General features: G+C 43.9%; 17 protein-coding genes. 9 read left to right on the forward strand and 8 right to left on the reverse strand.

Features of this window, described 5'->3' with window-relative positions; translation table 11 throughout:
- Window positions 1–96: 96 nt before the first annotated feature.
- The 3 genes from NIES1031_RS04710 to thrS all read right to left on the reverse strand — a co-directional run bounded on the left by NIES1031_RS04710 (window position 97) and on the right by thrS (window position 6460).
- Entirely contained in the window at window positions 97–651 is a 555-nt protein-coding gene (locus tag NIES1031_RS04710; protein WP_073548329.1) for a Uma2 family endonuclease, read from the reverse strand.
- Between the two features lie 95 nt (window positions 652–746).
- Window positions 747–3863 carry a hypothetical protein gene (locus NIES1031_RS04715; RefSeq protein ID WP_073548330.1) on the reverse strand — a complete coding sequence of 1039 codons (3117 nt, stop codon included), beginning with the start codon at window positions 3861–3863 and terminating at the stop codon, window positions 747–749.
- A 773-nt stretch (window positions 3864–4636) separates the two neighbouring features.
- Complete coding sequence (thrS, locus tag NIES1031_RS04720) at window positions 4637–6460, reverse strand: threonine--tRNA ligase (RefSeq protein WP_073548331.1); 1824 nt, start codon at window positions 6458–6460, stop codon at window positions 4637–4639.
- Between the two features lie 261 nt (window positions 6461–6721).
- Here thrS and NIES1031_RS04725 point away from each other — a divergent pair, with 261 nt between their 5' ends.
- The 3 genes from NIES1031_RS04725 (at window position 6722) to NIES1031_RS04735 (ending at window position 9012) form a co-directional block, all read left to right on the forward strand.
- Window positions 6722–7054, forward strand: a complete 333-nt coding sequence (locus tag NIES1031_RS04725; RefSeq protein ID WP_073548332.1) for a DUF2605 domain-containing protein — start codon at window positions 6722–6724, stop codon at window positions 7052–7054.
- A 130-nt stretch (window positions 7055–7184) separates the two neighbouring features.
- Complete coding sequence (locus NIES1031_RS04730; RefSeq protein ID WP_073548333.1) at window positions 7185–7511, forward strand: DUF2973 domain-containing protein; 327 nt, start codon at window positions 7185–7187, stop codon at window positions 7509–7511.
- Window positions 7512–7671: 160 nt separating this feature from the next.
- Window positions 7672–9012 carry a GH1 family beta-glucosidase gene (locus NIES1031_RS04735; protein WP_073548334.1) on the forward strand — a complete coding sequence of 447 codons (1341 nt, stop codon included), beginning with the start codon at window positions 7672–7674 and terminating at the stop codon, window positions 9010–9012.
- Between the two features lie 3 nt (window positions 9013–9015).
- Here the strand turns inward: NIES1031_RS04735 and NIES1031_RS04740 are convergent, their stop codons facing one another.
- On the reverse strand, window positions 9016–10239 hold the full coding sequence (locus NIES1031_RS04740) for a glycosyltransferase (protein WP_073548335.1): 1224 nt from the start codon (window positions 10237–10239) through the stop codon (window positions 9016–9018).
- Between the two features lie 326 nt (window positions 10240–10565).
- Here NIES1031_RS04740 and NIES1031_RS04745 point away from each other — a divergent pair, with 326 nt between their 5' ends.
- A complete protein-coding gene (locus tag NIES1031_RS04745) occupies window positions 10566–11507 on the forward strand; it encodes a TIM barrel protein (RefSeq protein ID WP_073548336.1) in 942 nt (313 codons plus the stop codon).
- Between the two features lie 81 nt (window positions 11508–11588).
- On the opposite strand, the gene NIES1031_RS24725 is transcribed toward NIES1031_RS04745, so the two are convergent.
- Window positions 11589–11753 (reverse strand): hypothetical protein, encoded by a 165-nt coding sequence (locus NIES1031_RS24725; protein WP_196797445.1) that lies wholly within the window; start codon window positions 11751–11753, stop codon window positions 11589–11591.
- A gap of 769 nt (window positions 11754–12522) precedes the next feature.
- Here NIES1031_RS24725 and NIES1031_RS04750 point away from each other — a divergent pair.
- From NIES1031_RS04750 to NIES1031_RS04765, 4 genes are all read left to right on the forward strand, one after another.
- The gene (locus NIES1031_RS04750; protein WP_073548337.1) at window positions 12523–13668 is read left to right on the forward strand and encodes a sedoheptulose 7-phosphate cyclase; all 1146 of its coding nucleotides are present in this window, start codon (window positions 12523–12525) and stop codon (window positions 13666–13668) included.
- A gap of 32 nt (window positions 13669–13700) precedes the next feature.
- Window positions 13701–14360, forward strand: a complete 660-nt coding sequence (locus NIES1031_RS04755) for an O-methyltransferase (protein WP_073548338.1) — start codon at window positions 13701–13703, stop codon at window positions 14358–14360.
- A gap of 24 nt (window positions 14361–14384) precedes the next feature.
- On the forward strand, window positions 14385–15752 hold the full coding sequence (locus NIES1031_RS04760; RefSeq protein WP_073548339.1) for an ATP-grasp domain-containing protein: 1368 nt from the start codon (window positions 14385–14387) through the stop codon (window positions 15750–15752).
- Window positions 15753–15965: 213 nt separating this feature from the next.
- A complete protein-coding gene (locus tag NIES1031_RS04765) occupies window positions 15966–17018 on the forward strand; it encodes a methyltransferase (RefSeq protein ID WP_073548340.1) in 1053 nt (350 codons plus the stop codon).
- Between the two features lie 214 nt (window positions 17019–17232).
- Here NIES1031_RS04765 and pgmB read toward each other — a convergent pair whose 3' ends face one another.
- The 3 genes from pgmB to NIES1031_RS04780 form a co-directional block, all read right to left on the reverse strand.
- On the reverse strand, window positions 17233–20226 hold the full coding sequence (pgmB, locus tag NIES1031_RS04770; RefSeq protein ID WP_236738719.1) for a beta-phosphoglucomutase: 2994 nt from the start codon (window positions 20224–20226) through the stop codon (window positions 17233–17235).
- 159 nt (window positions 20227–20385) lie between these two features.
- Window positions 20386–22683 carry an amylo-alpha-1,6-glucosidase gene (locus NIES1031_RS04775; protein WP_073548342.1) on the reverse strand — a complete coding sequence of 766 codons (2298 nt, stop codon included), beginning with the start codon at window positions 22681–22683 and terminating at the stop codon, window positions 20386–20388.
- A gap of 426 nt (window positions 22684–23109) precedes the next feature.
- On the reverse strand, window positions 23110–24222 hold the full coding sequence (locus tag NIES1031_RS04780; protein WP_218596664.1) for a glycosyltransferase family 4 protein: 1113 nt from the start codon (window positions 24220–24222) through the stop codon (window positions 23110–23112).
- Window positions 24223–24591: 369 nt separating this feature from the next.
- On the opposite strand from NIES1031_RS04780, the gene NIES1031_RS04785 reads away from it, so the two are divergent.
- Window positions 24592–26637, forward strand: coding sequence for a DICT sensory domain-containing protein (locus NIES1031_RS04785; protein ID WP_073548343.1), 2046 nt, complete (start codon window positions 24592–24594; stop codon window positions 26635–26637).
- Window positions 26638–26829 lie beyond the last annotated feature (192 nt).

The following is a 26829-nucleotide window of genomic DNA, read 5'->3' on the forward strand; positions in this document are numbered from 1 at the left end:
ACAACCGTCATATTTTACCGTTTAAATTGCAAACCTTGTCGGCTCATGTCGATTTGTCTAATACTGAGGTGCGATCGCTTTGATATGTCTTAATAGTCAAACAAGATCAGCTTCAGTAAAAATTTGTTGTGGTGTTAGCAGTAAATCTGGGAGTAGTGAAGTAATAATTAAGTCGTCATGAGTATATTTTTGCTGCGAATCATTAGGGGAATAAACCGTGATACTTTGCGTTTCAGGCTCTACAATCCAAACTTGGGCAACTCCAGCATTAATATAATCTTTAGCTTTCTCCTCCAACTGTTTAATACTTTGATTAGGAGAGATTATTTCGATAATGAGTTCAGGAGGAATGGGACAAGCTTCATTGCACTTCCAACTCGCGGGTAAGCGTTCGTAAGAAATATAAGCTACATCAGGAACGGGAACCCAATCTTTACCGTGAAGTTGTAAGATAACTGCCCATTCAGAACCAACTCTACCTTTACCTTTACACCAATTCCGTAACAGAATGATTAAAGCTGTTTGTAGAGCAGAATGAAAGTATTTTGGTGACACTTTAGGGACTGCTTGACCATCGATCAACTCATAGGTGACATCTCCTTCAGGTAGAGATAAAAATTCTGCTAATGTAAGTGTGTCTGTTTGGGTCATACTCGACCTCAATGTGCTACTACGTTTAGCATACAAAAAAGCCTCCGATGAAGGAGGCAGTGTTTTCGCAGTTAAACTTTTAAATGTTTGAGAGTTTAGCCAATTAAACCTCGGATACCGACAACCGCGATCGCACCAGCAATTGCAGATGCAGCTAACGAAGTCGCAGCGGCGCTAAATAACCACCAAGCAGCACTTGCAGCCGCTTTCTTTGTCGCTTCGGCTTGTTTTTGCGCTTGCTCTTTCACTAAAGCTAAACGACGTTGAACTTCTTCTTGAACCGCTTGTGCTCTTTGAATTACGCTGTTGCGGGCTTCTTCAACTTGATCGATAATGCGATTTGCATCCGCTTCTGAAATATCCTCGCGGGAACTTAATACAGCAACTAAGGTTTCGCGGTCAAATTGACTTAGGCGATTTTGTAGTGCTTCAAATCCTGCTTGAGGATCGTCAAACACTTTTTGGAAGTCGGCTTTGATACCTTCGTAGTTTAGTTCAGGGCGTTCTAGCGAATTGAGGTAGTCGCGAACTTTACCAAGTACGCCATCAATCGTAGATTGCACTGTTTGCTGGACTTTTTGCACTTGCTCGACAAGTTGATTGCGAACAGAGTCTATTTGATCTACGATTCGGTTTGCTTCTTCTTCGGAAATGTCTTCGCGTTGAGCCAACAAAGCAACGAGTGTTTCTCGGTCGAATTGCTGTAGGCGATCGCCAATATTTCCTAAACCTGCACGCGGATCGTTGAGCAATACTTGTAAATCGCGTTTGATTCCTTCAGGATTAAGTTCTTCTTTGTTGGTATTTTTGAGGTAGCTTTCTAAACTCGCCCCAAAATCTTGCGCTTGCTTTTGCGCGCGGGTTGCCAAACGACGCGGTGCTTTGACAATATTACTGATACTTGCTTGGACCTGATCAATTGCTTGATTAACTTGTTCTTCGCTCAAGTCTTCGCGTTGACTGAGTAATTTAACCAACGTTTCCCGATCGACTTGTGCTAGGCGATCGCGTAACGCTAAAGCGCCTTCGCGTGGATCGTCGAGTAATTTTGTTAAATCACGCTGGATACCTTCAGGGTCAAGTTCTTCCAAATTGGTATTGCGTAGATATTCAGCAATTTTCGCGGTTGTTTGCTCGTACTGTTCTTTTGCTTTATCTGCTGCTTTTTGCGGTGCTTGTAGTATGCTCTTGCGTACAGAATCAACTTGCTCGATTGTTTGATTAATTTGCTCTTCGCTTAAGTCGCCGCGTTGCGACAGCAATTGTACAAGTGTATCGCGGTCAAATTGTGACAGCCTTGCTCTTAAAGCACTTAATCCTGCTTGCGGGTCTTCAACAAGTTTTTGGAAATCGCGTTTAATTCCTTCAGGATTTAATTCTTCCTTGTTTGTATTGCGCAGATAATCTTCAACTTTTTGCCGTACTTCATCAGCTTTAGCCTGCGCCTGTTCTTGGACTTCTTTGGCGCTGTTGAGAACTGAGTCACGAGTACTTTCGAGTTGACCTACAAGATTATTTGCTTCTTCCTCGCTGATATCGTCGCGTTGTTTGAGCAGTTGTACCAAGGTATCGCGGTCAAATTGTGATAGGCGATCACTCAAAGCTTCAAACCCAGCTTCAGGATCTTCTAACAATGTTTTGAACTCTTTCTCAATTCCTTCAGGGTTGAGTTCTTCTTTCCCTGTGGAACGTAAGTAATTTTCTACGCGCGATCGCAGATCTTGTGATTGTTCTTGTGACTCGGATTGCTGTACTATACTGAGGACTTCTTGACGAATACTTTCTATTTGCTCAGCAATATCATTAATTTGAGATTCGAGCAAATCTCCGCGTTGTTGTAGCTTTTGTACAACATAATCGCGGTCAATTTGTTCTAACTCGCGGCGTACTTTTCCTGGTGCAGCTTCTGGATCGTAAATAATATCTTTGAATTCTTGTTTAATTGTTTCGCGGTTTAGATGCCAAGCATAAGAATTCAATAGGTAGTTGTCCAAATCATTACGAATTGCACTAAATGCTGCTTGCGGTTTCTCTGCAACTTGAGTACCAACTTCTTTAGCTTTCTCGGTTGTTTGACCAATAACTTTTTGTAATTGCGCTGAAATTTTTTCGATATCTAAATCTGAAAGATCGGTGCGCGTTAGCAGTGCGCCGACTAAGGCTTCTACACCAAGCTGCATGGTTCTACCCATGACACCGCTTTGTTCTTTTTGCGGTTGCTCAGATTTCTGGTCTGAACCGACAAGTTGTTGTAGCGTATTACCTAGGTCGCTCGAACGTAGTTGTTCTGCTGTCGCGTTTTGCAAGAATTTGAGCAGTTGAGCTTGAGGATTAGCCCCTTGCTGACCTACAGTGTTTTTCCAAACACCTTCTAGTTGATCGGCGATCGCATTGACGTCTTGTTTTGATAAGTCTGTGCGACTACTTACTAAGTCTACAAAGGTTTGACGGTCAATGTTTTTGAGTAAATCACTGTCAGCGATTGATTGTAAATCTGATTCTTGCAGAATCTTCTGAAATTGCTTGCCAATTTCTTTGACATCCAACTGCGGTAATTGCAAATTAGCTAAAGAACTTTGCAATGTGTTTTGAATCGCACTAGGGTCAAATCCCGAAGTTAATTCTCGACGGACTGCGGCTGTAATTTCTTCAGCAGTCGATACTGCTTGGTTTTTAGCAGCATTAGCACCAATAGCAGTTGCGGCAGTTCCCATAATTCCTTGCAAACCGGAAGTCGCCGTACTCACGACTGAACCGATCAAAGAACCAACTGCTGTAGAACCAAGCCAAACGAGCAACGAGAAGAAAGTTGCCCAGATCACTACGCCAATAATTGCGCCGAGTGCAGAACTTTCAACTAGGCTCAACTTAACTGCAAGGAAACAGGCGACAAATAGCGCGACAGTGACTGTAACTAAAGTCCAAAGTCCTACTGCACCTCCTATTTTACGCATCCCGCCTGAGTCTGATTCGTCTGAGTCTGTACCTCCTCCCAAAGAAGAAATTCCAAACGCTACAGAAAAGTTTGTGAGTAGTAGTTGAAATGCAAATGCCATAACGACACCTGCTACTAACGCAACCAAGAATTGGGGACCAGAAAACATTACCGATGCTTCTTCTGGAGTTAGTATTTCTTCGGTTACTCTCGGTATCTGTGCTATTCCTAATGTAGTAATTTCCCTTCCAATTGCGATCGCTGCACTTTGAAGCATAGTATTTACCTCATCAAAAGTTTGACGCACCCACTGCTAGATATTGCGTCTTTAGCATAGTATGAGTATGCAGATTTATAGATTGTCAAAATTGAGTAATTAAATCATCTCTCTGAAGTTTGACAATATAAAGTTGTGTCTACAGACTTAGATAGAATGGCAGAGCGCAAGTTTATTAGTAAATCATTTAACTTAAGATATTTCGTCAAAGCTCCAAGCTTTTTTGACGAATATCTTCTTAAGTGAAGCTTGTAAGAAAACTAACTATTAAGTGCATGTTTATTATTTTAATTATTTAGAAAGTTTTGTTATCTAAGTAAGTTGGTGAAAATAAATGTACTTGAATTGGTCATTGGTAACTGGTGATTCAATAGCTATTAGCCGTTTTCCTCTTACTAAATGCTAATTGCTATGCCCTAAAAGCTTTTCGATTACCGAACTCAACAATTGTAATACTTTAATTATGTTTACCTACTTGGTTAATAATATGACTGTAATTTTAAATTTTAATTAACTCTAAGTAAAATCAAGATATATTATTGCAATGGTCAATCGCAATACCATTGTCTTGTAAAGTTGGCTTGAAGCAGAAAACCTCCGCAGGCAACTTTTCGCTAGATAGTTCTTTACTGCTGTTTTAACCTCCGCAGAGGTCGCGCGATCGCGTCTTTTGCCGTACTGCGTTCTAGTTCAATCGAGCGAATAGTGATTTACTAAACACTTATGGTTGATTTGCTAGTTGTTTTTACTGATTTACAAGCGTCGGTACGTACTTAAAACGTGTCGTGGTTAGCGATCGCATTTTTAATTTTATCCAAGACATCATCTACGCTCATCACGCCTAACTCTCCCGCAGCGCGCGTCCGAATACTCAAGCTATTTACTTCAACTTCCTTCGCGCCTACAACCGCCATGACAGGGATTTTTTCTTTTTCAGCATTGCGAATCAGTTTCCCAAGGCGTTCATTACTTTTATCGGCTTCCGCACGAATACCCGCAGCGCGCATTTTTGCTGCAACATTGATCGCGAAGTCGCGTTGTGCGTCACCAACAGGTAACAACCGCACTTGTACTGGCGCTAACCATAGCGGAAAATCTCCCGCATACTCTTCAATCAAAATTCCGATTAATCGTTCCAACGAACCGAAAGGCGCGCGGTGAATCATAACTGGACGCTTGCGCGTACCATCCTCAGCGACGTACTCTAAATCAAAGCGCTCTGGTAAATTGTAATCGACTTGTACTGTACCAAGTTGCCACTCGCGGTCTAGCGCGTCTCGAACGATAAAATCAAGCTTAGGACCGTAAAACGCGGCTTCTCCGATACCTTCAAAGTGATCCATTCCTAAGGTTTCTACCGCGCGGCGGATGGCATTTTCAGCTTTGTTCCATGCGTCGTCAGAACCAATATACTTATCTGAAGTTGGATCGCGAAAACTCAGTCGGGCTTTAAAGTTTTGGTCAAGTCGTAGACTCTTAATCACAGACAAAATTAAATCAACAACATTCAGAAATTCGCTATCTAACTGTTCGGGTGTGACAAACAAGTGCGCATCATCTTGCGTAAAACCCCGTACTCGCGTTAATCCTCCCAGTTCACCTGACTGTTCGTAACGATATACCGTACCAAATTCTGCTAAACGAAACGGTAATTCGCGGTATGAACGTAACTCACTCTTATAAATTTGGATGTGGAAGGGACAGTTCATTGCTTTTAACACAAAGCCTTCTTCTTCCTTCTCACCCATCATCGGGAACAAGTCATCTTTATATTTTTGCCAGTGACCTGATATTTTGAACAATTCCACCCGCCCAATGTGTGGGGTAACAACAGGCTGATAGCCTCGGTTCACTTGTTCTTGCTTGAGGAAGTCTTCTAAGACACTACGTAGGATTGTTCCTTTGGGCGTCCACAATGGTAAACCAGGACCAACGTCATCGCTAAAAACAAACAGTCCTAATTCTTTCCCTAGCTTGCGGTGATCGCGTTTTAGCGCTTCTTCTTTCCGACGTTTATACTCAGCAAGTTGTTCTGGCGTTTCCCATGCTGTAGCATAAATACGTTGTAACTGTGCTTTAGTTTCATCACCACGCCAGTACGCCCCAGCAACGCTTTCTAACTCAATTGCTTTGGGGTTAAGTTCACTTGTATTCTCAACGTGAGGACCTGCGCACAAATCCCACCACTCATCTCCTAGGTGATAAATCGTAATCGGTTCTTGCTTAATATCCTCAAGAATTTCTAATTTATAAGGCTCGTTAATTGCTTTAATTCTACGTTCGGCTTCTTCACGGCTAACTTCTTCGCGAATAACGGGCAATTTACGATTGATAATTTTCGCCATCTCTTTTTGAATGGCTTTTAAATCTTTTTCGGTAAATGATTCTGGATTGTCAAAGTCGTAATAAAATCCGTTTTCAATCCAAGGACCGATCGTCACTTGCGCTTTAGGAAACAACTTCTGCACTGCCATCGCCATGACGTGAGACGCAGTATGACGAATTTTTTTCAAAGTCTCCGATTCACTAGTACGCGGCAATTGAACCTTAGGCTGCTGCTGTGCGGGAGATTGAGGGGCAGACATTTGTTGAACCATTGGCGGTAAGTAAATTAAGCGATCGCAATTATCACTGCTTCTATCTTATCGGTACTTTCCATCAACTCGCAGCAATTCGGGAATTAGGGGTTAGCAAGTTGGGTTTGTTGGGTAATAGGGTAGGTGGGTAAGAGAGAAAAATAGCATTCTCATCTGTCCCACTAGCCACTCATCCCTCAAAATTACATCTGTTGGCGTAATGTGAACAATTGTAAATAAAGTTAAGATTAAGAAATAGGAGAGTAATTTAAGGTTTGCTTTATGCTTAACTCCAATCTACCGGAGCCTGAATTGCTCAAAACGATATTGCAGCCCCTGCTTGAGGATTTTCAGTATTGGTTTGAGCGATCGCGCCATCTTCTAGAAACCGAACAAATCGCTTTTCTGGATCAGCAGCAGCAGTTTGACTTGCTTGAGCGCGTGAAGCAAGCACAGCAGGAGGTTAACTCAGCCCAAATGTTGTTTCAAGCCACAGGGGGACAAGTAGGTATCGATATGGCAGCAATAATGCCTTGGCATCATTTGCTGACAGAATGTTGGAAAGTTGGAATGCGGTTTCGCGCAGAGCGATCGCCTCAAAATGAAGGAATATAAAATAAACTTTAGAATTTCTGAGATACTCATTTAAATAACGGTTGATCGGCTAAAATGCTTCCCTGCACAATCAACCCTCGAGACAATAAAACCAATAATAAATCCGCTGGCTGCCTTGGAGAATAATGCAATGTTACACCTGCTTTACATTTTAGCTTTTACAATTCTTGCCTTAATTGCCGTCAGTAATTTAATTCGCAATCTACTGATGTTTAGTCGAGATCGCGACAAAGCTTATTCAGTGCGATCGCCGCAAAACGGTCAAGGCAGTTATTCTGCTTTCGCTGGAACGTCGCGATCTGTACCACACCCAGAATTACTAGACACTTCAGGGAATATCATCAAAGATCCGCTTTTAGTCATTCGTTCGATTAGCGTTGAAGACGCGCGTCAACAACTTGACGCCCTCTATGACTCTTCTCCTGGATACAAAGGAGAAAATCAAGAAGAGATATAACTAAAGCCATCAATAGCGACCTTTCTATGTTTTTATAGCATTGATTCTCAATTAGTCCTAGTCCACGCAGGTGGACTTTGTCTGATTAGCCGCGACTTTAGTCACCAGGTTAGCGACCAAATAGACGTTAAATCAATACCATTCAAATCAATAAAATTCAGTGTTCCGATTTCCAGAAAAATTTCTTTGGGGTGTTGCAACGTCTGCTTATCAAATCGAAGGCGCATGGAATGAGGATGGTAAAGGACAAAGTATCTGGGATACTTTCACACACCGCCCTTACACCATACACAACAACCAAAACGGCGATATAGCCTGTAACCACTATCATCAAATGCCTGAAGATGTAGCGTTGATGAAAGAATTAGGAATACGGACGTATCGCTTTTCAATTTCTTGGTCACGCGTGTTACCGCAAGGTACAGGTGTTATCAATCACAAGGGACTTGACTTCTACGACCAACTTGTCGATAAAATACTAGCAGCAGAAATCATCCCCAACGCTACGCTATTTCATTGGGACTTACCGCAAGCATTACAAGATCGCGGTGGTTGGAAGAATCGAGATAGTGTTGAATGGTTTGCTGAGTACGCACAAGTCATGTTTGCGCGCTTAGGCGATCGCGTGCCATTATGGTCTACGCACAACGAACCTTGGTCACACGCATTTCAAGGATATAGCTTCGCCAATCATGCCCCAGGAATTGCTAGTGCAGCGGTTGCTTATCAAACTGTGCATCACCTCTTGTTATCGCACGGCAAAGCCGTACAACTCTTTCGCCAAGGAGGCTATAACGGAGAAATTGGCATCGTTTTAAGCTTTCGCCACTACATACCCGCTAGTGACAGTGAAAGCGATCGCGCAGCGTGTCAACGCGCTTATGATGATAAAGTGTCGATGTTTCTGCAACCGTTATTTCGCGGCTGTTATCCAGAACATCTGATCAGCTGGTTAGGTACGCAAGCCCCGCAAGTCCAAGATGGTGATTTGGACTTAATTCAGCAACCTATTGATTATTTAGGTGTCAATTACTACTACACCTTATCGATATCTTTTGCATCCAGTGGCGGCTTACTCAAGCTAAAATCCGCACCTTTTTCGGCACCAGGCTGGGGTCATACCGAAATGGGTTGGGGTGTCAATCCTGAAGGATTAAAAGCGGTATTGCTTGATATTCAAGAAAACTATGGCAATCCCAAGATGTATATTACTGAAAATGGCTGTGCGTTGCAAGATCAACCGGATGCTACAGGGTTTGTTGCTGATTGGGGACGCGTTAATTATTTAAGAGATCACTTACGTGCCATCCATGAAGCAATTCAAGTAGGTGCAAATATTCAAGGTTATTATCTGTGGAGTTTTCTAGATAACTTTGAATGGTCACACGGTTATAGACCGCGTTTCGGGATTATACGCGTCGATTTTGATACGTGTCAGCGAATTCCGAAACAAAGTGCGTATTGGTATCAGCAGGCGATCGCCCGAAATGGTATCGAGTAACGATTAAGCGTGTAGATAACTTTGGATAATTTCAACTGCCCGTTTTACTCCATCTTCAGCACGAATGCGATCGCTCAACGCACGGGCGCGATCAATCATGATTTTATTGTCAATAACGTCTTGAATTGCCGCAATTAACTTATCTTGTGTCAGTTCTTGTTGTCGAATCGGCAAAGTTCCCGCGCCTAAATCTGCAACACGCTGTCCCCAAAACGGTTGATCGACACCAAAAGGAAGAACAATTGAAGGAATACCCGCACGTAAAGCTGCGGCAGTTGTTCCCGCACCACCATGATGAACAACCGCACGACACAACGGAAACAACCAATCATGAGGAACGCTGCTCGTCATCAAAAATACATTATCCGGTAAGTCAACATTTTGTAAACCGCCCCAATTAGAAAACAAGATACCGCGCTGTTTTGTCTGCACCAAACTATCTAGCACTAAATTTATTACCGTTTCTGGATTTCGTTCGCTCATGCTACCGAAACCAATGTAAATTGGCGGCATTCCTGAATCAATAAAATCAACTAAATCGGCTGGTGGTTCCCATTTTGGCAAGTGTTCCAAAAACCAATAGCCAGTGACATAAGCCCAGTCTGACCAATCTTTCGGCTTGGGAATAACAGTCGGGCTAAAACAATGAAGAATAGGTATTTGCTGCTGTTGTACTCGAGAGTAAAGACCCGCAAAAGGTACAGGTGATAAGCCTAAATCTTGTCGCCAGCGATTGATTTTTTGTCGCACCGATTGCCAACGCAATTGTTCGTGAACGACATACGTTAACCAGTTGTAAGTGCCACCGAAGTTAACAGAACTTGTGTAAAGTGGGTGGGGAAACGCCCGCGTGCGAGTTAAGGGATTTGTAAACGCCGCAAAGCAGGGTAAGTTTAACTTTTCAGCGATGTGATAGCCAGGTAAGGCGACTTGAGAATAAATAATTGCTTCAGTACCTTGACAGCAATTCCAGCAATCTTCTAGAAGTTGTTCTAAGTTATCGCCAAAAATTCGCCAATAATCAACATTTTTTGACAAAGCTTGGATATAACCTTGAGGATTAGCGCCGACTGCGGCAAACTCTATTCCGTAACTGCGTACGAATTCTGCAAATCGCGCATAAGATGCAAGTTGCACTTGATGACCAGCAGCTTGTAAACCTAGCCCCAATGCTATGTATGGCTGCACATCACCTCGACTACCAATTGCTAAGATTGTAATTCGCATACTGTTTTTCGGTCATCTTGGATTAAAAATAGGCATATTCATTCTTGGTGAAAAGAATTAGCGCGCAAATCTAACGAGAGATAGAGGAAAACCTGTTGATATTCGTGTTTCCTCATGATTATGGTCTACGTTAAGACTTGTATGAAACATTTACAATTTTCTCAATTTATCTTGAACTGATATCTTTTGCTGAATATCTAGTTATACAGAGTATTTGACAATATTTGTCGCCTATCTAAAGGGGGAGGCGTTATTATGGTTCTTCAGCTAAACATAAATAATTGTAAAGAAATTCTCATGATTCACCCACGCCACGAGGAGAGATAATGCAGGGAATTCGGGTTGCTAATGCCCCTTGTTCTTGGGGTGATTTGGGAGTGCAAGGGCTTGAGGGTGGAAGTATCGGTTATCAACAAATGTTAGATGAGCTAGTGGAAACTGGCTATATCGGTACTGATTTGGGTGACTGGGGATATATGCCTACAGATCCAGAGAAATTAAGAACTGAACTTGAGCGCCGCAATCTGACGATCATAAGTGGCTACGTACCTGTAGCATTAAAAAATCCAGAATCACATCGACAAGCTGAAGCACAAGCCCTCAAAATTGCCCGATTGCTATCAACGGTTGCACAGACGAGTACTACTCAAACTGTACGTCCTTTTATGGTCGTGATGGATGAAATTGGTGCTGTTCCTGTACGAACACAAAATGCAGGAAGAGTTGAACCAGACATGGAATTGGGCGAAGAGGAGTGGCGTACTTGCATTAAGGGTGCAGAACAAATTGCCCGCGTCATTCGGGAGGAAACAGGAATGCAGACAACGTTTCATCATCATTGTGCTTCTTATTTGGAAACACCGAAAGAAATTAGTCGCTTTTTAGAGCAAACTGACCCAAACTTAATTGGATTAACTTTAGATACAGGACACTATGCTTATGGCGCGGCGACTGATGATGGACAGTGTGTGTTAGAAGCTTTTGAGCGTTTTGGCGATCGCATTTGGCACGTACACTTTAAAGACTGTGATTTGAAAATAGCACAAGCAGCCCGCAATCAAGGCTGGGACTATTTCGAGGCTGTGCGTCGCGGGCTATTCTGCGAACTTGGTCAAGGCGGGGTAGATTTTCCAGGGGTTGTTTCTTGGCTGCGCGAACATGATTACAACGGTTGGATTGTTGTCGAACAAGATGTGCTTCCTGGAATGGGAACTCCGAAAGAAAGTGCTCAACGCAACCGAGAATATTTAAAACAATTAGGATTGTAAAAAGTTAGCACCACACTTTAGGTGATGCTGAACTTAATACTATTTTGAGATATATAGCATCTCTCTTTTGTTAGAGAAAGTCTATTGTCTAGAACTTTTATTTGAATCGCTGTGTTGCTGCCGCAAGTTAAGCAAAGAAAGTGCTACATGGTTTTGCGAATCATCCATGGAAGCATCGGGAATTTTCTTTTTGAGTCTGCGGACAAATTCGCGAATGACATCTGACTGCGTCCGTTCAACTTGCATACAATATTGCCTAAGTATTTCTATCTCCTCATCGGAAAGCCTAACAAACAGTCCTTTTTTCATGATCTTGTGTTATCAAAATGATATACATTTATATTGGATTGCTATTAGCACGGTCTCCACCAATGAAAACTCAGCTAACAAGAATTGCCAGCTGCGTTAATGTGTCCTATCGCTAGTATAAGGAGTGACTGACACGGTAGGGGCTGAATTATTAGCAAAACAAATGTACTTTTTGTGTATATGCCTCTGTACTAATTCGCAGGTCGTAGTCAATTCCATCACAATAATCAAAGTGGTTGGAACGAAGACGCCACCTGAACAATGATGAACAGTTATTTCCTGAGTATATTGCAATCTTGATTTGAATTTCTGTACGGAACCCAACCGAGACAAAATTCAGCACAAGAATCAATTTCCTCGAATATCAAGCCATTGGCAGCGATAAGTGTATAACTTGGGATTTCGCTATCTGCAAGTGCGATCGCAGTAATGAAGTCCTTCTACGTACCAAGCCTTTGCTTTCCCCGTTCGGCAAAGCTGTTGCCTAAGCTTAAGCGGTTGAGTGCCTTGTGGTGTTCCCGCAAGGGTCAATACAGTTAGGACATTGTAGAGGAACCCAGAATCATTGTTTTAACCTTGATTTCTGACCTTTTACCCCTGAATCCTGACCCCTGCTATCTACCGCAGCACGACAACCAAATTGCCAGCAGAGGTCTTTAATTTCCGAATCACACAACTTGTTGAGTCAAGAGGATTGAAGAGGGTTATGAGTGCCAAGTGGTCAGTCAAGACACAATTACCAGTTCATTACACTGTATTTGAGAGTTTCGACCTGTTCAATCCTGAAAACAACGCGCTGTTGTTCGATGGGCAAAATTCGAGTCAAAAGTCTTTGCGTCGGGTCGTTGTCGTAGATGACTATGTTGAACGTCTGCACGGAGAACGCATTCGCCAGTATTTTCAGTATTACGAAATCGAATATCGTCTCATTTCACTTTCGGTATCAGAAGACAATAAGTCGATGGATACAGTTTTTCAGGTGATTGAAGAACTGAATGCGTTTGAAGTTTCGCGACGATCCGAACCGGTGATTGCGATCGGTGGTGGCGTATTGATGGATATTGTTGGCTTAGCGGCTAACCTTTTTCGACGGGGAATTCCCTATATTCGCGTTCCGACAACATTACTAGGCGTCGTTGATGCGGCAATCGGTGCCAAAACAGCGGTAAATTTCCAAGGTCATAAAAACCGAATCGGCACATTTTATCCGCCACTTGCCGCAATCCTAGATACAACGCTGTTACAAACACTCAGTGACAGACAAATTAGTAACGGTATTGCAGAGATTCTCAAAATTGCCCTCGTTAAAGATGCAGAATTGTTTGAGCTATTAGAAAATTACGGCGCAGCCATACTAAGTAGCAAGTGCCAAAATCCCGAAGCTGTCCCTATTATTCGGCGATCGGTGCAAGGAATGTTGGAAGATCTAGAATCAAATCTCTGGGAAGAGAAACTTGAAAGACTTGTCGATTACGGTCACACATTCTGTCCGACGCTAGAGTTAAAAGCAGTCCCAAAACTCTTACACGGGGAAGCTGTTGCGGTTGATATGGCAATCTCGGTGATGCTTGCCTATCAAAGAAGTTTAGTCACTTATCAAGAAGTCGAACGCATTTATAATTTTATGCGCAGCGTGCGTTTACCGTTACTGCATCCGATTTGTACTCCCGAATTGCTGTATGCAGCATTACAAAGTACAACAAAACACCGCAACGGACTACAGCGCTTTCCGTTAACCGTAGGAATTGGTGCAGCACAATTTTTCCACGATATTACCTACGAAGAAATCAAAACAGCTGTAAAAGCGATCGCCCAACTCGAACCCAACGCAGCAATGCAAACTTCTTTGTAATTCGTACCAACTTTATCGCTTTTATTGCCACCATGACTACAGTCAACGAGACGATCGAATACAACGAGCAACTCAGCCAATATATTCGCAACTTGTTCGTTGTTGAAGATGAAACCTTACAACAAATTCGCGAACGCCCATCCAAAGAGGGCTTACCTCCCCACGATATCAATCCAGAGGAAGGGCGCTTTCTGCAACTACTCGTCCGCGCCAGCAATGCTAAATCCGCAGTAGAATTTGGTACACTTGTCGGATATAGCAGTATTTGGATTGCGCGTGGCTTAGCACCAGAAGGTAAACTGTTTACCTTCGAGAAAGAACCGATGTGCGCGGACATTGCTAAAGACAATTTTGCCAAAGCCAATGTTGCGCACCAGATAGAACTTCTGTGCGGCGACGCGCACGCATTAGTTGATTCGATTGCTGCGCAAGGACCTTTTGATTTCGTATTCATCGATGCCGAAAAAACGGGCTACATCGATTACTTTGAATGGGCATTAGAAAATACTCGTCCTGGCGGGTTTATCGTTGCTCATAATGTATTTCTCCACCGTACTATCCTTGATGCGGATACAACCGATGAAGGAGTGAAAGCGATGCAAATGTTCCACAAACACGTTGCTACTTCTAACCGTGTCATGAGTACTGTATTTCCGGCTGGAGATGGAACGCTTGTAGCGGTAACAGCCTAAATCCGTTTTCTAAGGCGTGTAATCATGCAATCAGGACAAACTATCCGCGAGCGAACTTTTGCTTCGCTTAAAAGCCTCGGTACTTTGACTTTACTTTTATTGGCTTTTCCGTTTTCTTTGAGCGTTGTTGTTGGTGCGCTGCTTTGGAGTTCGCTGACAAGCTTATTTCAAAAGCACCGCGTGCAGGTGAAACCCAAACGGATTTTGCTGACTGGTGCCAAAATGACAAAGTGCTTAACCTTGGCGCGATCATTTCATGCGGCTGGGCATCAGGTTTTCATGGTAGAAACCAAAAAATACTGGTTATCAGGCAATCAGTTTTCTAACTGCGTAGAAGCTTTATACACAGTTCCCGCACCACAACATGATGCTGAAGGCTACATTCAAGGATTATTGAACATTGTCAAGCAAGAAAAAATTGATATGTTCATTCCCGTATCTAGCCCAGTTGCTAGCTATTACGACTCCTTAGCAAAACCAGCATTGTCGCCTTACTGCGAGGTTTTTGCTTTTGACGCTGAAACAACAAAGTTACTAGACAACAAGTTCACTTTCAACCAAAAAGCGCATTCTGTCGGGTTGTCTGCACCGAAAACCTTCCTGATTACAAACCCAGAACAAGTCCTCAACTTCGACTTCGCCACTGACGGTAGCCAGTATATTCTCAAAAGCATTGCTTACGACTCGATTAACCGCCTAGCTTTGTTGAAATTGCCCTGCGCGCCCGCAACAATGGCGAAATACGTTCACAGTTTGCCAATCAGCGAAGAAAACCCCTGGATTATGCAGGAGTTTCTCAAAGGGCAAGAGTACTGTACTCACGCTGTCGTTCGAGAGGGAAAGCTGATGCTTTACGCGTGTTCCAAATCCTGCGACTTTTTAGTCAACTACGAACATGATTACAATCCAGCAATTCTCGATTGGGTAACACGCTTTGTTAAAGCCCTTAACTTGACAGGGCAAATTTGCTTGGACTTTATTCAAGCAGAAGATGGCACAGTGTATCCGATTGAATGCAATCCACGAACGAGTACTTGTATTACAATGTTCCACGACCAGCCAAAAGTAGTGGCAGATGCTTACCTCAGTAGTAGTGCGTCAATACTGAAAGAACCTGTGCAGCCTTTACCTGATAGTAAGCCGACTTATTGGACATTCCACGAGCTTTGGCGATTAATAACAAAAGTCAAATCTTGGCAAGATCTACAGTATCGGCTCGGTATTATTTTTAATGGCGTAGACCCAGTGTTTCATCCTCGCGATCCTCTACCGTTTCTGGGAGTCAACCACTGGCAAATTCCCCTGCTCATTCTCAACAATGTACGTCAACTGAAAGGCTGGGAACGCATTGACTTTAACATTGGCAAGCTGGTGCAGTTGGGAGGCGATTGATTCATCAAGAAAAGACTAGCAGCTTGTAGAGTAGACATCTTACCTACCTCTTAAATATCGAACCTACGCAAGAACCCTCTATTAGCTTTGTGTCTATGGACACTTTGCTCAACAAGGGAAACCCCCGCACGCAAGAGTCCTCCTTTGTGTTCTTTGTGGTTCTTTCATAATTTCGCCTAAATCCTGAAACATTTAATTTATAGCGGAGTTTCAATGACAACAACACTTGCTCAAAAAAACATGGAAGCCAAAAAGAAAGTTTTTGGCATGATTCAAGCTTTCTGGGAAAGCCAGTGTTTATACGTAGCCACGCGCCTAGATATTTTTAATATATTGTCCGAAGGTTCACAAAGTATCGAAACGCTAGCAGAAAAAACTGCAACTAAAGCAGAAAAACTCTACGTTATTCTGCGTGCTTTGGGGCATTTAGGCGTTTTAGAAGAACAGCCCGGAAAAATTTTTGCTGCTACTGAAGTGTCCGATCTGCTGGTGACAAACGCCGAACCTTCGATTGGGCATTTTGCGATGCATATTATTGAACCCGCACAGTGGGATGCTTGGAAGGAGTTAGAAACGTGTTTACACACTGGTGAAGTGCCTTTTGAGCGTGCTAATGGCAAAACGGTTTATGAGTTTACGCGGGATGAAGACTGGAGTGGCGATGTTTTCATCAAAGCGATGAGTTTCTTAACCGATCATGCTGTTGATGCCTTGCTCGATGTTTTTGACTTTAGCCGCTTTGGTACAGTAATGGATGTTGGTGGCGGTCAAGGCGGGTTAATTTCTAAAATTGTCAAGCGCTTTGGCTGTAAAGGTATGTTATTTGATTTGCCTTATGTGACAGAAACAGCGCCTGCATATATACAAAAACAAGGTGTTGCGGCTGATGCTGTCCAAATCGTCACAGGGGATGTCTTTGAAGGGTTGCCAACTGGGGCGGATGCGATCGTGATGAAGTATTTTCTATCTTCGTGGAAAGATGAGGATGCTCTGACGATACTACGGCATTGTCGAGAAGCACTGCCAAAACACGGCAAGGTCGTTTTATTACAATGTATTGTTCCCGATTTAGGTGAACCGACAGTTTGTCCTGATGGTATTATTCCATCACTGTTTGCAACACAAATTATGGTGGCAGTTCCTGGCGGCGCGTGGCGTACTCAGAAGGAATATGAACGCTTGTTTACAGCGAGTGGTTTTCAGCTAGAGAATGTCGTGCATACGGGAACGAATCTCTCAGCACTGGAATTTGGTTTAGTTGATTAAATCTTTTGTAGAAATCGTAGATGCCTTCCGACTTCCTTCGGGCTATATGAATAAAATGTGCGGAGGCACACTAAGATTGAGAGTTTGAGGAGAAAGTCCACCTCCGTGGACTTTGTTTGTATAGCGGTAAATTTATTCGCAGTCGCATCCATGCAAGTGGTTTTTACCGATAGAAATAGGGCAGGCAAGATGCCTACCCACGAGTTTATTCATACTAGTCACGACAAACAAGCATTTGAGATTGCTCTAGATCTACTACAAGTTGTTGCCACTTTAGCCCAGCTAAGTTATTGCGGACTAGATGAGCATGACCAACGCGTTCAACGGGTCCAAGTCCCAAAACCCACATTCCGGCGGCTAATCCGGCTGCAACTCCTGAACCTGCGTCTTCCACAACGAGGCACTCGTGGGGCTGCAAGCCTAACTGTTGGGCTGCATACAGAAAGACATTAGGGGCTGGTTTATGATGTTCAACACTATAGCCATCAGCGATCGCATTCAAGCGTTCCGCAATTCCCAAGCGTTGACACACAAGGCGGGCGTTTTTACTCGATGAACCGATCGCAACTTTAATATCCGCAGCTTGCAATTCATCTAATAATTCAAGTGCTCCTGGAAGTAGATCTGCTGGTGTGAGATTTTGAATCAACTGCTCGTAGTAGCTATTTTTTCGTACCATCATTTCCTGAAGTTGGGCTTCACTCACGGCGTAATCGCCTAACATATGTAACAGTGAATCACGGCGTGACAAGCCCCGCATTTGCTCGTTAGCTTGACGATCAAAGGAAATCCCAATTTCATCGGCAAGTTGCTTCCAGGCTAAATAATGATACTCAGACGTGTCGGTTAAAACACCATCTAAGTCAAAAATGACGCCCCGCAACGGAGTTATGGGACAGCGATCGCTGAGTGTACGATTGGGTCTGACTTGAGTTATCTCCTCAGAATACATTCCTGAGGCTTCCGGTTTGTGTGTTGTCATAAGTACGGCATCGGGTGAGATGTCAAACTTGTACCACTGTTGTCGCCATTGCAGCTTAAACTGCAAACGCGTCCAGTTCGATGGTAAATGCGATCGCTCAACAACAGGTCCCGCTTCGGTTAAACGCACGCCTGCAAAACCAGCAATAACTGCTTGCCATACGCCACCCGCCGAAGCTGCATGAATGCCTTCCGCAGCATTACCACGCACATCTTTGATGTCTACCAGCGCTGCTCGCATAAAATGTTCGTAAGCAGCAGCAGGATCGTCTAATTCACACGCTAAAATCGCATGAATCGCAGGACCTAGCGAAGAACCGTAAGTGTGATCGGTGCGGGGGGTATAGTAATTCCAATTTGCTTGCAATAGCTGACGCCGCTGCTGGGCACTCATCTCAGTCCGCAATGGCTGATCTCGTAGCAGGTATAACAGCATCAAGATATCGGGCTGTTTAAGAATTTGCTTTTCGTTTGTTCCTTCAACGCCGAGAATCGCCTGCATCGACTGCGTACGCCACTGATAATCGTGCCAGTCGATATCTTCTAAGTCAAAGAAGCCCTCAAATTGCTCGATAACTTCTGTGTCTGTAGGTTGAGCCACGAGCATACATCGGATAATATGCGACCAACGCTTGATTCGTTCCGGTCGAATATCCAACTTTTGCGCTAACTCTGTTGCCTTTTCTGGATAGTGTTGCTGTAACCAATCGTATACCGTTAACGCAATTTCCAAGTGCCACTGCGCCATGCGGTTGGTAAATGTGTTATTGTTAACACGCTCGTGGTTTTCATCAGGACCGATGACATCGCGAATTTCATAACGCTGGCGATCGCTGTTCCATTCGACGCGGCTACCCCAAAATACTGCGGTATCAAGTATAATTTCTGCTCCCTCGCGTTGCATCCAATCATCATCGCGTGTTGCTTGCCAGTAATGCCAAACCGCGTAAGCGATATCCGAATTGATATGAACTTCAATATCACCACACCAGATACGTACAGGTTCGCCATCAGGACTAAATACCCAACGTGGAGTCACTTCATCGCCTGTATTCGCGCTTTCCCATGCAAACATTGCGCCTTCATATCCTGCGGCTTGCGCCTTACGTCTTGCGCCTTCTAGTGTGTGGTAGCGATAAGACAGTAAGTTGCGCGCGATTTGCGGTTGCGTGAAAGTAAAGAAAGGAACGATAAAGACTTCCGTATCCCAAAAGACGTGTCCGCGATACGCAAATCCAGACAGCGTTTTTGCTGGAATACTCACGCGGTTGTTGTGTCTTGGTGCTGCTGCAAGCAGTTGGAATAAATTGTAACGAACTGCAACTTGAGCGGTGGAGTCACCAGCAATAGCAATATCGCAGTCTTGCCATAACTCATCCCATACCGCGCCATGGGCTGCGAGTAAAGTTGAATAACTCGGTAAACTTGCTAACCGTTCTTGCGCAGCAGCTACGGGTTGACTTACTTCCAGCGAAGTAAAAACTGTAACAATTTTTTCTAAAGTGACAGTTTTCCCTGGTTGTGCCTGAAATGATGTCGTTAGTGTCGGGGTGCCTGGGCTTCCAGTGAATTTAATAGGGGTTGCTTCCGAACACGCGAGTTGAAACGCCATCCCTAGCTCAATTCCCGAATGAATACAGCGTTGGTGTAACCACGCTTGATTGTTGCTACCGCCTTGTTCGAGCCAATCCCAATGCTTGACACCGTGGTTATCGATGTTGCCATTGATGCTTGCTTCGAGGGCGATCGCACCAGTAAAATCAATGGGTGTTATCTGGCAGTACAATACTAAGGCGTGATCGTCTGCCATACTAATCATCCGCTCAAAGTGGAACTTAACAGTATGTCCACTTGGACTACGCCACAAGACGTCACGGCTTACGATCCCCCAGCGTAAGTCTAGCTGGCGCTGATATTCTAATATCTCGCCTTGATTCAAACAAAAGCGATCGCTTCCTATGTATACTGTTAACGGCAACGAATCAGGACAGTTGACAAGTTCCGTATGCATCACGGGAACGTCATCGTATACACCGTTAATCATAGTTGCCGTGCTGGCATTTGGGTAGCCCTCTTCAAAGCTCCCGCGTGTACCAAGATAACCGTTGCCTAAAGTAAACAGTGTCTCCTTGTGGTGCAATTGTGCTGGATCGAACTGAGTTTCAAAAATATTCCAACCGCTGTAGTCCATGACTCGCTCATCTCGCTGGGGTATCGTACAATACAAAAATCTCTCTCTATAGCATTCCCCTTTAGACAGAGATCCGCAGGGAATTTACGAAAACCGAAGGAAAAGTATACAAAACGCAACAAAGTGTTATAAAAAGTTTCAAGTGATAGTGACGCTTTGGCTATTAGATAAGCAATGGAAAAGTGAACTCATTACTTAAGCTTCAATCACAACTCGCAAATTACCGCGTTTCTTAGCAACGCGGCACGCAGTTGTATTGCCTGATCGCTCAAATTCTAAATCAAGTAAAGTAGGACCAACGCGCAAATTGTGTATTGATAAAGTATTAATCGCTTCGGGTAAAGCAGGGTCAATGATCCGTAAGCAATTGTTTTTAGTATCAGGAACAAGGTTGACCATCATTTGTAGTAACTGAAAGATACTACCTGTCGCCCAAGCCTGCGGCGAACACGCGACTGGATACTGTACGGGATCGTTATCGTTCGTGCGTTCGTAGCCGCAAAACAATTCAGGTGGACGTTGATACGGTTGACGTTGCGTCATCTCAAGAATACTTTGAGAAAGTTCGAGCGCTTGATCGATTAATCCGAGCGATCGCACGCCCATCGCAATCATCGAATTATCATGCGGCCAAACTGAACCGATGTGATACCCCATCGGATTATAGGCTGGCGACAAACTACTCAAAGTGCGAATGCCCCATCCATTAAACATATCCGGTGCGCGTAAGCGTTCGGCTACACTATACGCTTTTTCAGGGGTGAGAATTCCCAGGTGTAGACAATGACCAGGATTAGAAGTAATACTATCAACTTGTTTGCCTTCGCCGTCTAAAGCTAAAGCACAGTAATCTTGATCAACCATCCAAAAGTCACGGTTGAATCGCTCTTTCAAGCGATTTGCATCGTCTTGCCAGCGATCTGCTAAGTCGATCCGCTTTTTCATACGGGCAATTTCTGCCAAGCGGATTTTTGCTGCATAAACATAAGCTTGGACTTCGCAAAGTGCAATTGGTCCGGTTGCTAAGTGTCCATGACGATCTACAATACAGTCACCCGAATCTTTCCAGCCTTGGTTAACTAAACCGCGTCGGGAAGTTCGGAAGTAGCTGAGGTATCCGTTTTTTTGACAATTGCGGTCGATCCACTCCATCGCGGCTAGCGCATTCGACCACAGTTGCTCTAGCGTTTCATTGTCGTGTGTCCAAGCATAGTATTCTGCGTAGAGCATCAACCATAAAGGAGTTGCATCGATTGTGCCGTAGTAGGGGGTATGGGGAACTTCTTGGCAACGCGCCATTTCGCCCATACGTAGCTCATGCAAAATCTTACCTGGTTCTTCTTCGCGCCACTCGTCTTCTACTTTACCTTGGTAAGCTGCGAGAATTACGAGTGTTTCGCGGGCGATCGCAGGGTTTAACATTAATGTTTGCGACGCCGTAATCAGCGAGTCTCGACCAAACAATGCCGAGAACCAGGGAACTCCTGCTGAGACAACTTTGCTGTTACCAAAATCTTTCCCGATTGACTGTCGTAAGAGATATAGATCTTGTTCAGCGCGTTCGATGGTACGGTTAAAAATGACTTTGTCTGAGCGAATTTGCGTAATGTGTTGTCGCCAATTTTGCTCTTCTAGTAACTCAGCTGCTTTTGCCTGCACGAGAGTCGTCGGCGCGCTCACTGTAGAAGTTGGTTGGTGATGGGTAAACATTTGTAGCCGATAGCCTAACTTCTGCGTTTGGTGCGAAGCTATTTCCATCTGCCAAACTGCGGTATAACCTTTAAAAAGCTTTGGCTTGAGATGCTGGAACTGAATGCGCGATTCCATCAGTAACCCATCTAAGCCTTGATAAGCTAAAGTCAGTTCTTCTTGTTGACTCAAACGGTAAGCAGCTGCACCGTCACGCAAGGCTTCATCGCCACGATCGCTAACCGGTTGCGCCAGACGTAGCAATTGACCGCGTTTTTCCCGCCGAAACCCCCGAATTTCAAATAAATCAATAAAATCAGCGTCAAAGCTGAGACTCAGTTCAAAGCTGACCGAACTGGTACTGTAATTTGTGATTTCGATTTCTTCAAACAGTGCGCCTCCTAGCGCAATCTCGCGGCGAATTCCTAGTGCATCAGCGTTTAGACGGTCTTCAATTGTCGGATTAGTACACAAGATGGAAAGCAAAAAGCCTTTATCAGCGGTACTGCTGAGAAGAACAGGCGATCGCCCTTCGATTTGCATCTCTAACCGACTGAGAAAGCGAGTATCGTTGCAAAATAGCCCCATACTAGCTTTTTGCTCATCAACGACACCCACACAGCCAGAAATATTTCCAAGCGTATCAGTAACTAGAAATAAATCGTCATCTTTGACTGTCAGCGTTGGTTGCGGTCGTTCACTTAACACACAAGGCCATTCAGGAATAGGTAACTGATGTGCTGGAACAAAAATTCTTCCATCCAGATCGAGTTTATCGGTTGTCATCAGCGTATCTGGTGTCATGCCAAATATTTCCGCTTTCACAATTTGATGTATATTTCTCGCGCACTTGCCTTCACAGTGTCTGACCTGCCAAACAACCGCTTTGAGCAATCCTCACACAATTTTCTCAGACGAGAGTAGGTATTCAACCTGAGATTTAGAGAAAAATAGAATTAAAACTTAACACAATAATTCATAGTATGATGTCTTGCTTTTACTGAGTTAACGTCAAAAATAGCTTATGTAAGCTAGAAATTGTTGACTTCTCAGCTTTACTCTATTTCTAATATGTAACTGACTCTTCATAAACTATTGTAAATACATTTAATAATTTCAGCTAATATTGCGTCAAAGAGATTTGACAGCAAGTCAGGAGTCAAAAGTCAGTAGAAACTAACAATGACTTTTGACTTTATAAATTACATTTTGGCTAGCGTGCTGCGATTATCAAGACAATACCATTTGAAACGCTTTTTCGTACTCATCCGTCATAGACTGAACGCTAAAGTGGTTGACAACATAATCGCGGCAAGTTTGGCGATTAAGTTTCATTGCCGCTGGAATCGCCTCAATCATTTTTTCCAAAGAATGGCAGACGAAGCCAGTTTTTCCATGCGCGATTACTTCAGGCACCGAACCCAGTCCCATACCAATGACAGGTGTACCTGTTGCCATAGACTCGATCATCACCAAGCCAAAGGGTTCGCGCCAGGTGATGGGAAATAGCGTTACTGTAGCTCCACGTAGCAATTCTACTTTCTGCTCGTGAGAAACTTCACCTAAATACTGAATCTGCTCGCCATCAATTTCTGACTCTATTTTTTCTCGGTAAAAATCGCGGTCAACAGCATCAATCTTGCCCGCCATTTTTAATGGTAAACCAGCAGCACGCGCAATTTGAATCGCTTGCAGTGGTCCTTTTTCTGGGGAAAGTCTGCCAACAAACGCAAGATATGCGGGTTGTGCTGGTGTAGGTTGAAAGGGATAAGCCGCGGTATCAATGCCGTTATAAACCGTATGAATGTAGTTTAAACCTAAGCGAGGTTCGCGTTGTGCCTCACTGATACTAATGTACGGTTGCCAAGCAAATCGCCGAAACATTTTTTCATTATCAGGTGTAAAGATACCGTGCATTGTGTGTACAGTCGGCGTTTTGACAAAATGAGTATACGGCAGCGCTGCACAGCCTACGTGTGAATGAATGATATCAAAGTGATGCGCTGAGCTATAAACGTCAGACAACATCAGTTGTTCATAAATTCCTGGCTCTCGAATACTCGGATCAAGCCGCAAAGCTTGCTCATGTACTGACATTAAATGTGCCGTTGTAATCGAGTCACCAGAGGCAAACAAAGTTACTTCATGACCACGGCGAACCAACTCATCAGTCAATAAACTGACAATGAGTTCGATACCACCATAGCGAAAGGGCGGAACGCGCTCCCATAAAGGAGCAACTTGGGCAATTTTCATTACTAGGTATGCACCAATAACAGGATCATTAACTGAACTGGCATTAAACTTAACGCCAGTATAATTTGCTTGTACTTGACAAAGCACTACCTTCTTTATGCAGATATACCACTAGAGGGATGCAGTCCGTGCAAGTTTTTTAAGTAACGATGTAAATTTTCAGAATTGTAACTTGAGTTATGCCACTTTGACAGTAGTCTGGCGATGGATCAACCAGAGTGAAGGAAGAAAGTTAAATTTTTTGCTGACTTCTCAAAAGAAATCACGATTGTAAGCAACGCAGCAAGCACTAAGCTCGGTAGGATAAGTTGATAGAGAACTCTTAATTTAAACCAAGAATGGTTACGCTTCCGCTACAAAAACTTACAGAGATTGGAAAATAAATATGTTGGCGGATAGCTATGATGGCACAAGAGAGCGGTGGGAGATTCAGGTGCAGTGAGAGAGAAAGACCGCATGAGTATTAAGACTTCGGTAGTGAGCGAGTTACTGCAAGCCTTGCCTCAACTGCGAACTCAAATTTATTTCAAATCTTCTTTAACGGCGCTGTCGCACGCCATGGAAGATCAAGTACTAGCTGCGATGACGGAGAACCCACTGCTTATCGCTAGTTTTCAACGGGAAAGTTTTTATCGCCAGGAAGCAAATCGTTACCACCGACTCGCGCAAAAAAGCAATCAAGTTTATGTGCTTGCGGCAGCCGAAACTGATTTTTCTAACGCATCAGAAGAATATGAGACAGTAGCTTTTGATCCCTATCAAGATGCGTTACGTCATGAGTGGCATTTAGTTGTTATTTCACAACACTACACAACGTGTCTAGTATGCCGCGAACGGCAAAATCCAGCACTGGAGCTATATTCAGCTGAATTACCCGTCAGTTTTGACATAGACCCAGCGCGCCAATTTGAGGGAATTTGGACATCAGACCGCGAAGCGAGTCATATTGCCGCCGATATTTTGCTACAACGGATTTTGACGTATCGACCGGAATTACGCACTAAAATTAACCAAGCGCAGCGCGACTTTGGTTTGTTACGTTTTTCGAGTCGTGCATCTTCAACATCGACGCGCAAGGTAGTCGGGAAACAACGCTCATCACAGCGCGTTGATTCAGATCCTTTTGTGCAGCGCTTAGTCACCTATCTGCAAGCGAGTCAATACAAGTTGCTCAAAGCGTATGGTTCGATCGCATTGCAAGAGCGCAAAGAACGTTTGGTGAACTCGATTACTGCGGCAATTCGTCGGGGTAGCGATAGCGGTCAGCCGCTGCATCCACAAGAAATTTTGAAGGTAGCCGTACAGCAGTTAGGCAAAGCAGTTTATGCGAGTCGCTGCTTAATTTATCGCGCGCAATCAACAGATGCTACGGCGACAATTAGCCATGAGTTTGTCAGTTCCGCAGAAGTCTCATCGCTCATTGGAAAAAAGCTGCCTTTACGGCAAAATCCCTTATTTCAAGAAGTTTTACAGCAGCAGGAGCGTGTTTATGTTGCTGATACTCATAGCGATGAACGAATTGGTACCTCTCAAGTTTTATCAACTGTTGTTGAGCAATGGGCAATTCGCTCTTGGTTGATGGTGCCGATATTCTATCAAGGCAAATTGTTAGGAATTATTGAGTTACATCATTGTGGTGAGACGACTTATCAATGGCAAAAAGATGATACAGCGTTGGTAGAAGCGATCGCAACTCAAATCGGTGCTACCTTAATCCAAGCTGAAGCCTATGCTAACTTAGAAGATCTCAATCAGCAGCTAGAGGCATTAGACCGTACTCGTAGCAATTTAATCGCGATCACAGGTCACGAACTACGCACACCGCTTTCAACGATCCAAGTATGTTTAGAAAGCCTTGCAAGTGAACCTGATATGCCGCTCGAACTACAGCAAGTTATGCTCAATACGGCATTAGCAGACTCAGAGCGGATGCGCAAGTTAATTCAAGACTTCTTGACGCTCTCCAACTTAGAAAGTGGTCGTATCCAATGGCATCTTGAGTCTTTACCGCTAGAAGAGTGCATCAGCTTAGCGATTAGCCGCACGCGTACGCGGACAAGCGCGGAAGATTTGCCAGAAATTGTGATTCAAATTCCTCAAGAATTACCGTTAGTGCGAGTTGATGGCGATTGGCTCGTTGAGGTAATTTCCAAACTCCTGGATAATGCTTGTAAATTTACACCAACTGACGGTCAAATTATGATCGCAGCGCGTTGTAATGGCAGCCAAATGCTTGAAGTGATCGTCGCTGACACAGGTCGCGGAATCGAACCTAACCGCTTAGAAGTCGTCTTTGACCGCTTTTATCAAGAAGAAGGAGCGCTACGCCGCACCGCAGGTGGCACAGGTTTAGGGTTAGCAATTTGTCGTCAAATTGTCAATAGCTGGGGCGGTCAAATTTGGGCAGAATCTGCGGGAAAAGATCGAGGCAGCCAGTTTCATTTTACAGTTCCCATTAGTGAAAATCGTCACGAGCAAATGTCATTAGTGACAAGTGGCTAGTGGAAGTGTCGGAGGTGTGGGGAGTGTGGGAGAGCCGAAAATACTACTTTTCCCTCTTATACCATTTTACTAAATAAAAACTACAAATCATTTCCCCTCTGCTTTTCGGCTCCAACTGTAACAGTTCCTAACATAGTAGTGAGACAAGGGCGATCGCGGTGCTACGATGCCCTAAAAACCTCAAGGAAGTTA

This window comes from Chroogloeocystis siderophila 5.2 s.c.1, assembly GCF_001904655.1.
GTDB classification, from domain to species: Bacteria; Cyanobacteriota; Cyanobacteriia; order Cyanobacteriales; family Chroococcidiopsidaceae; genus Chroogloeocystis; species Chroogloeocystis siderophila.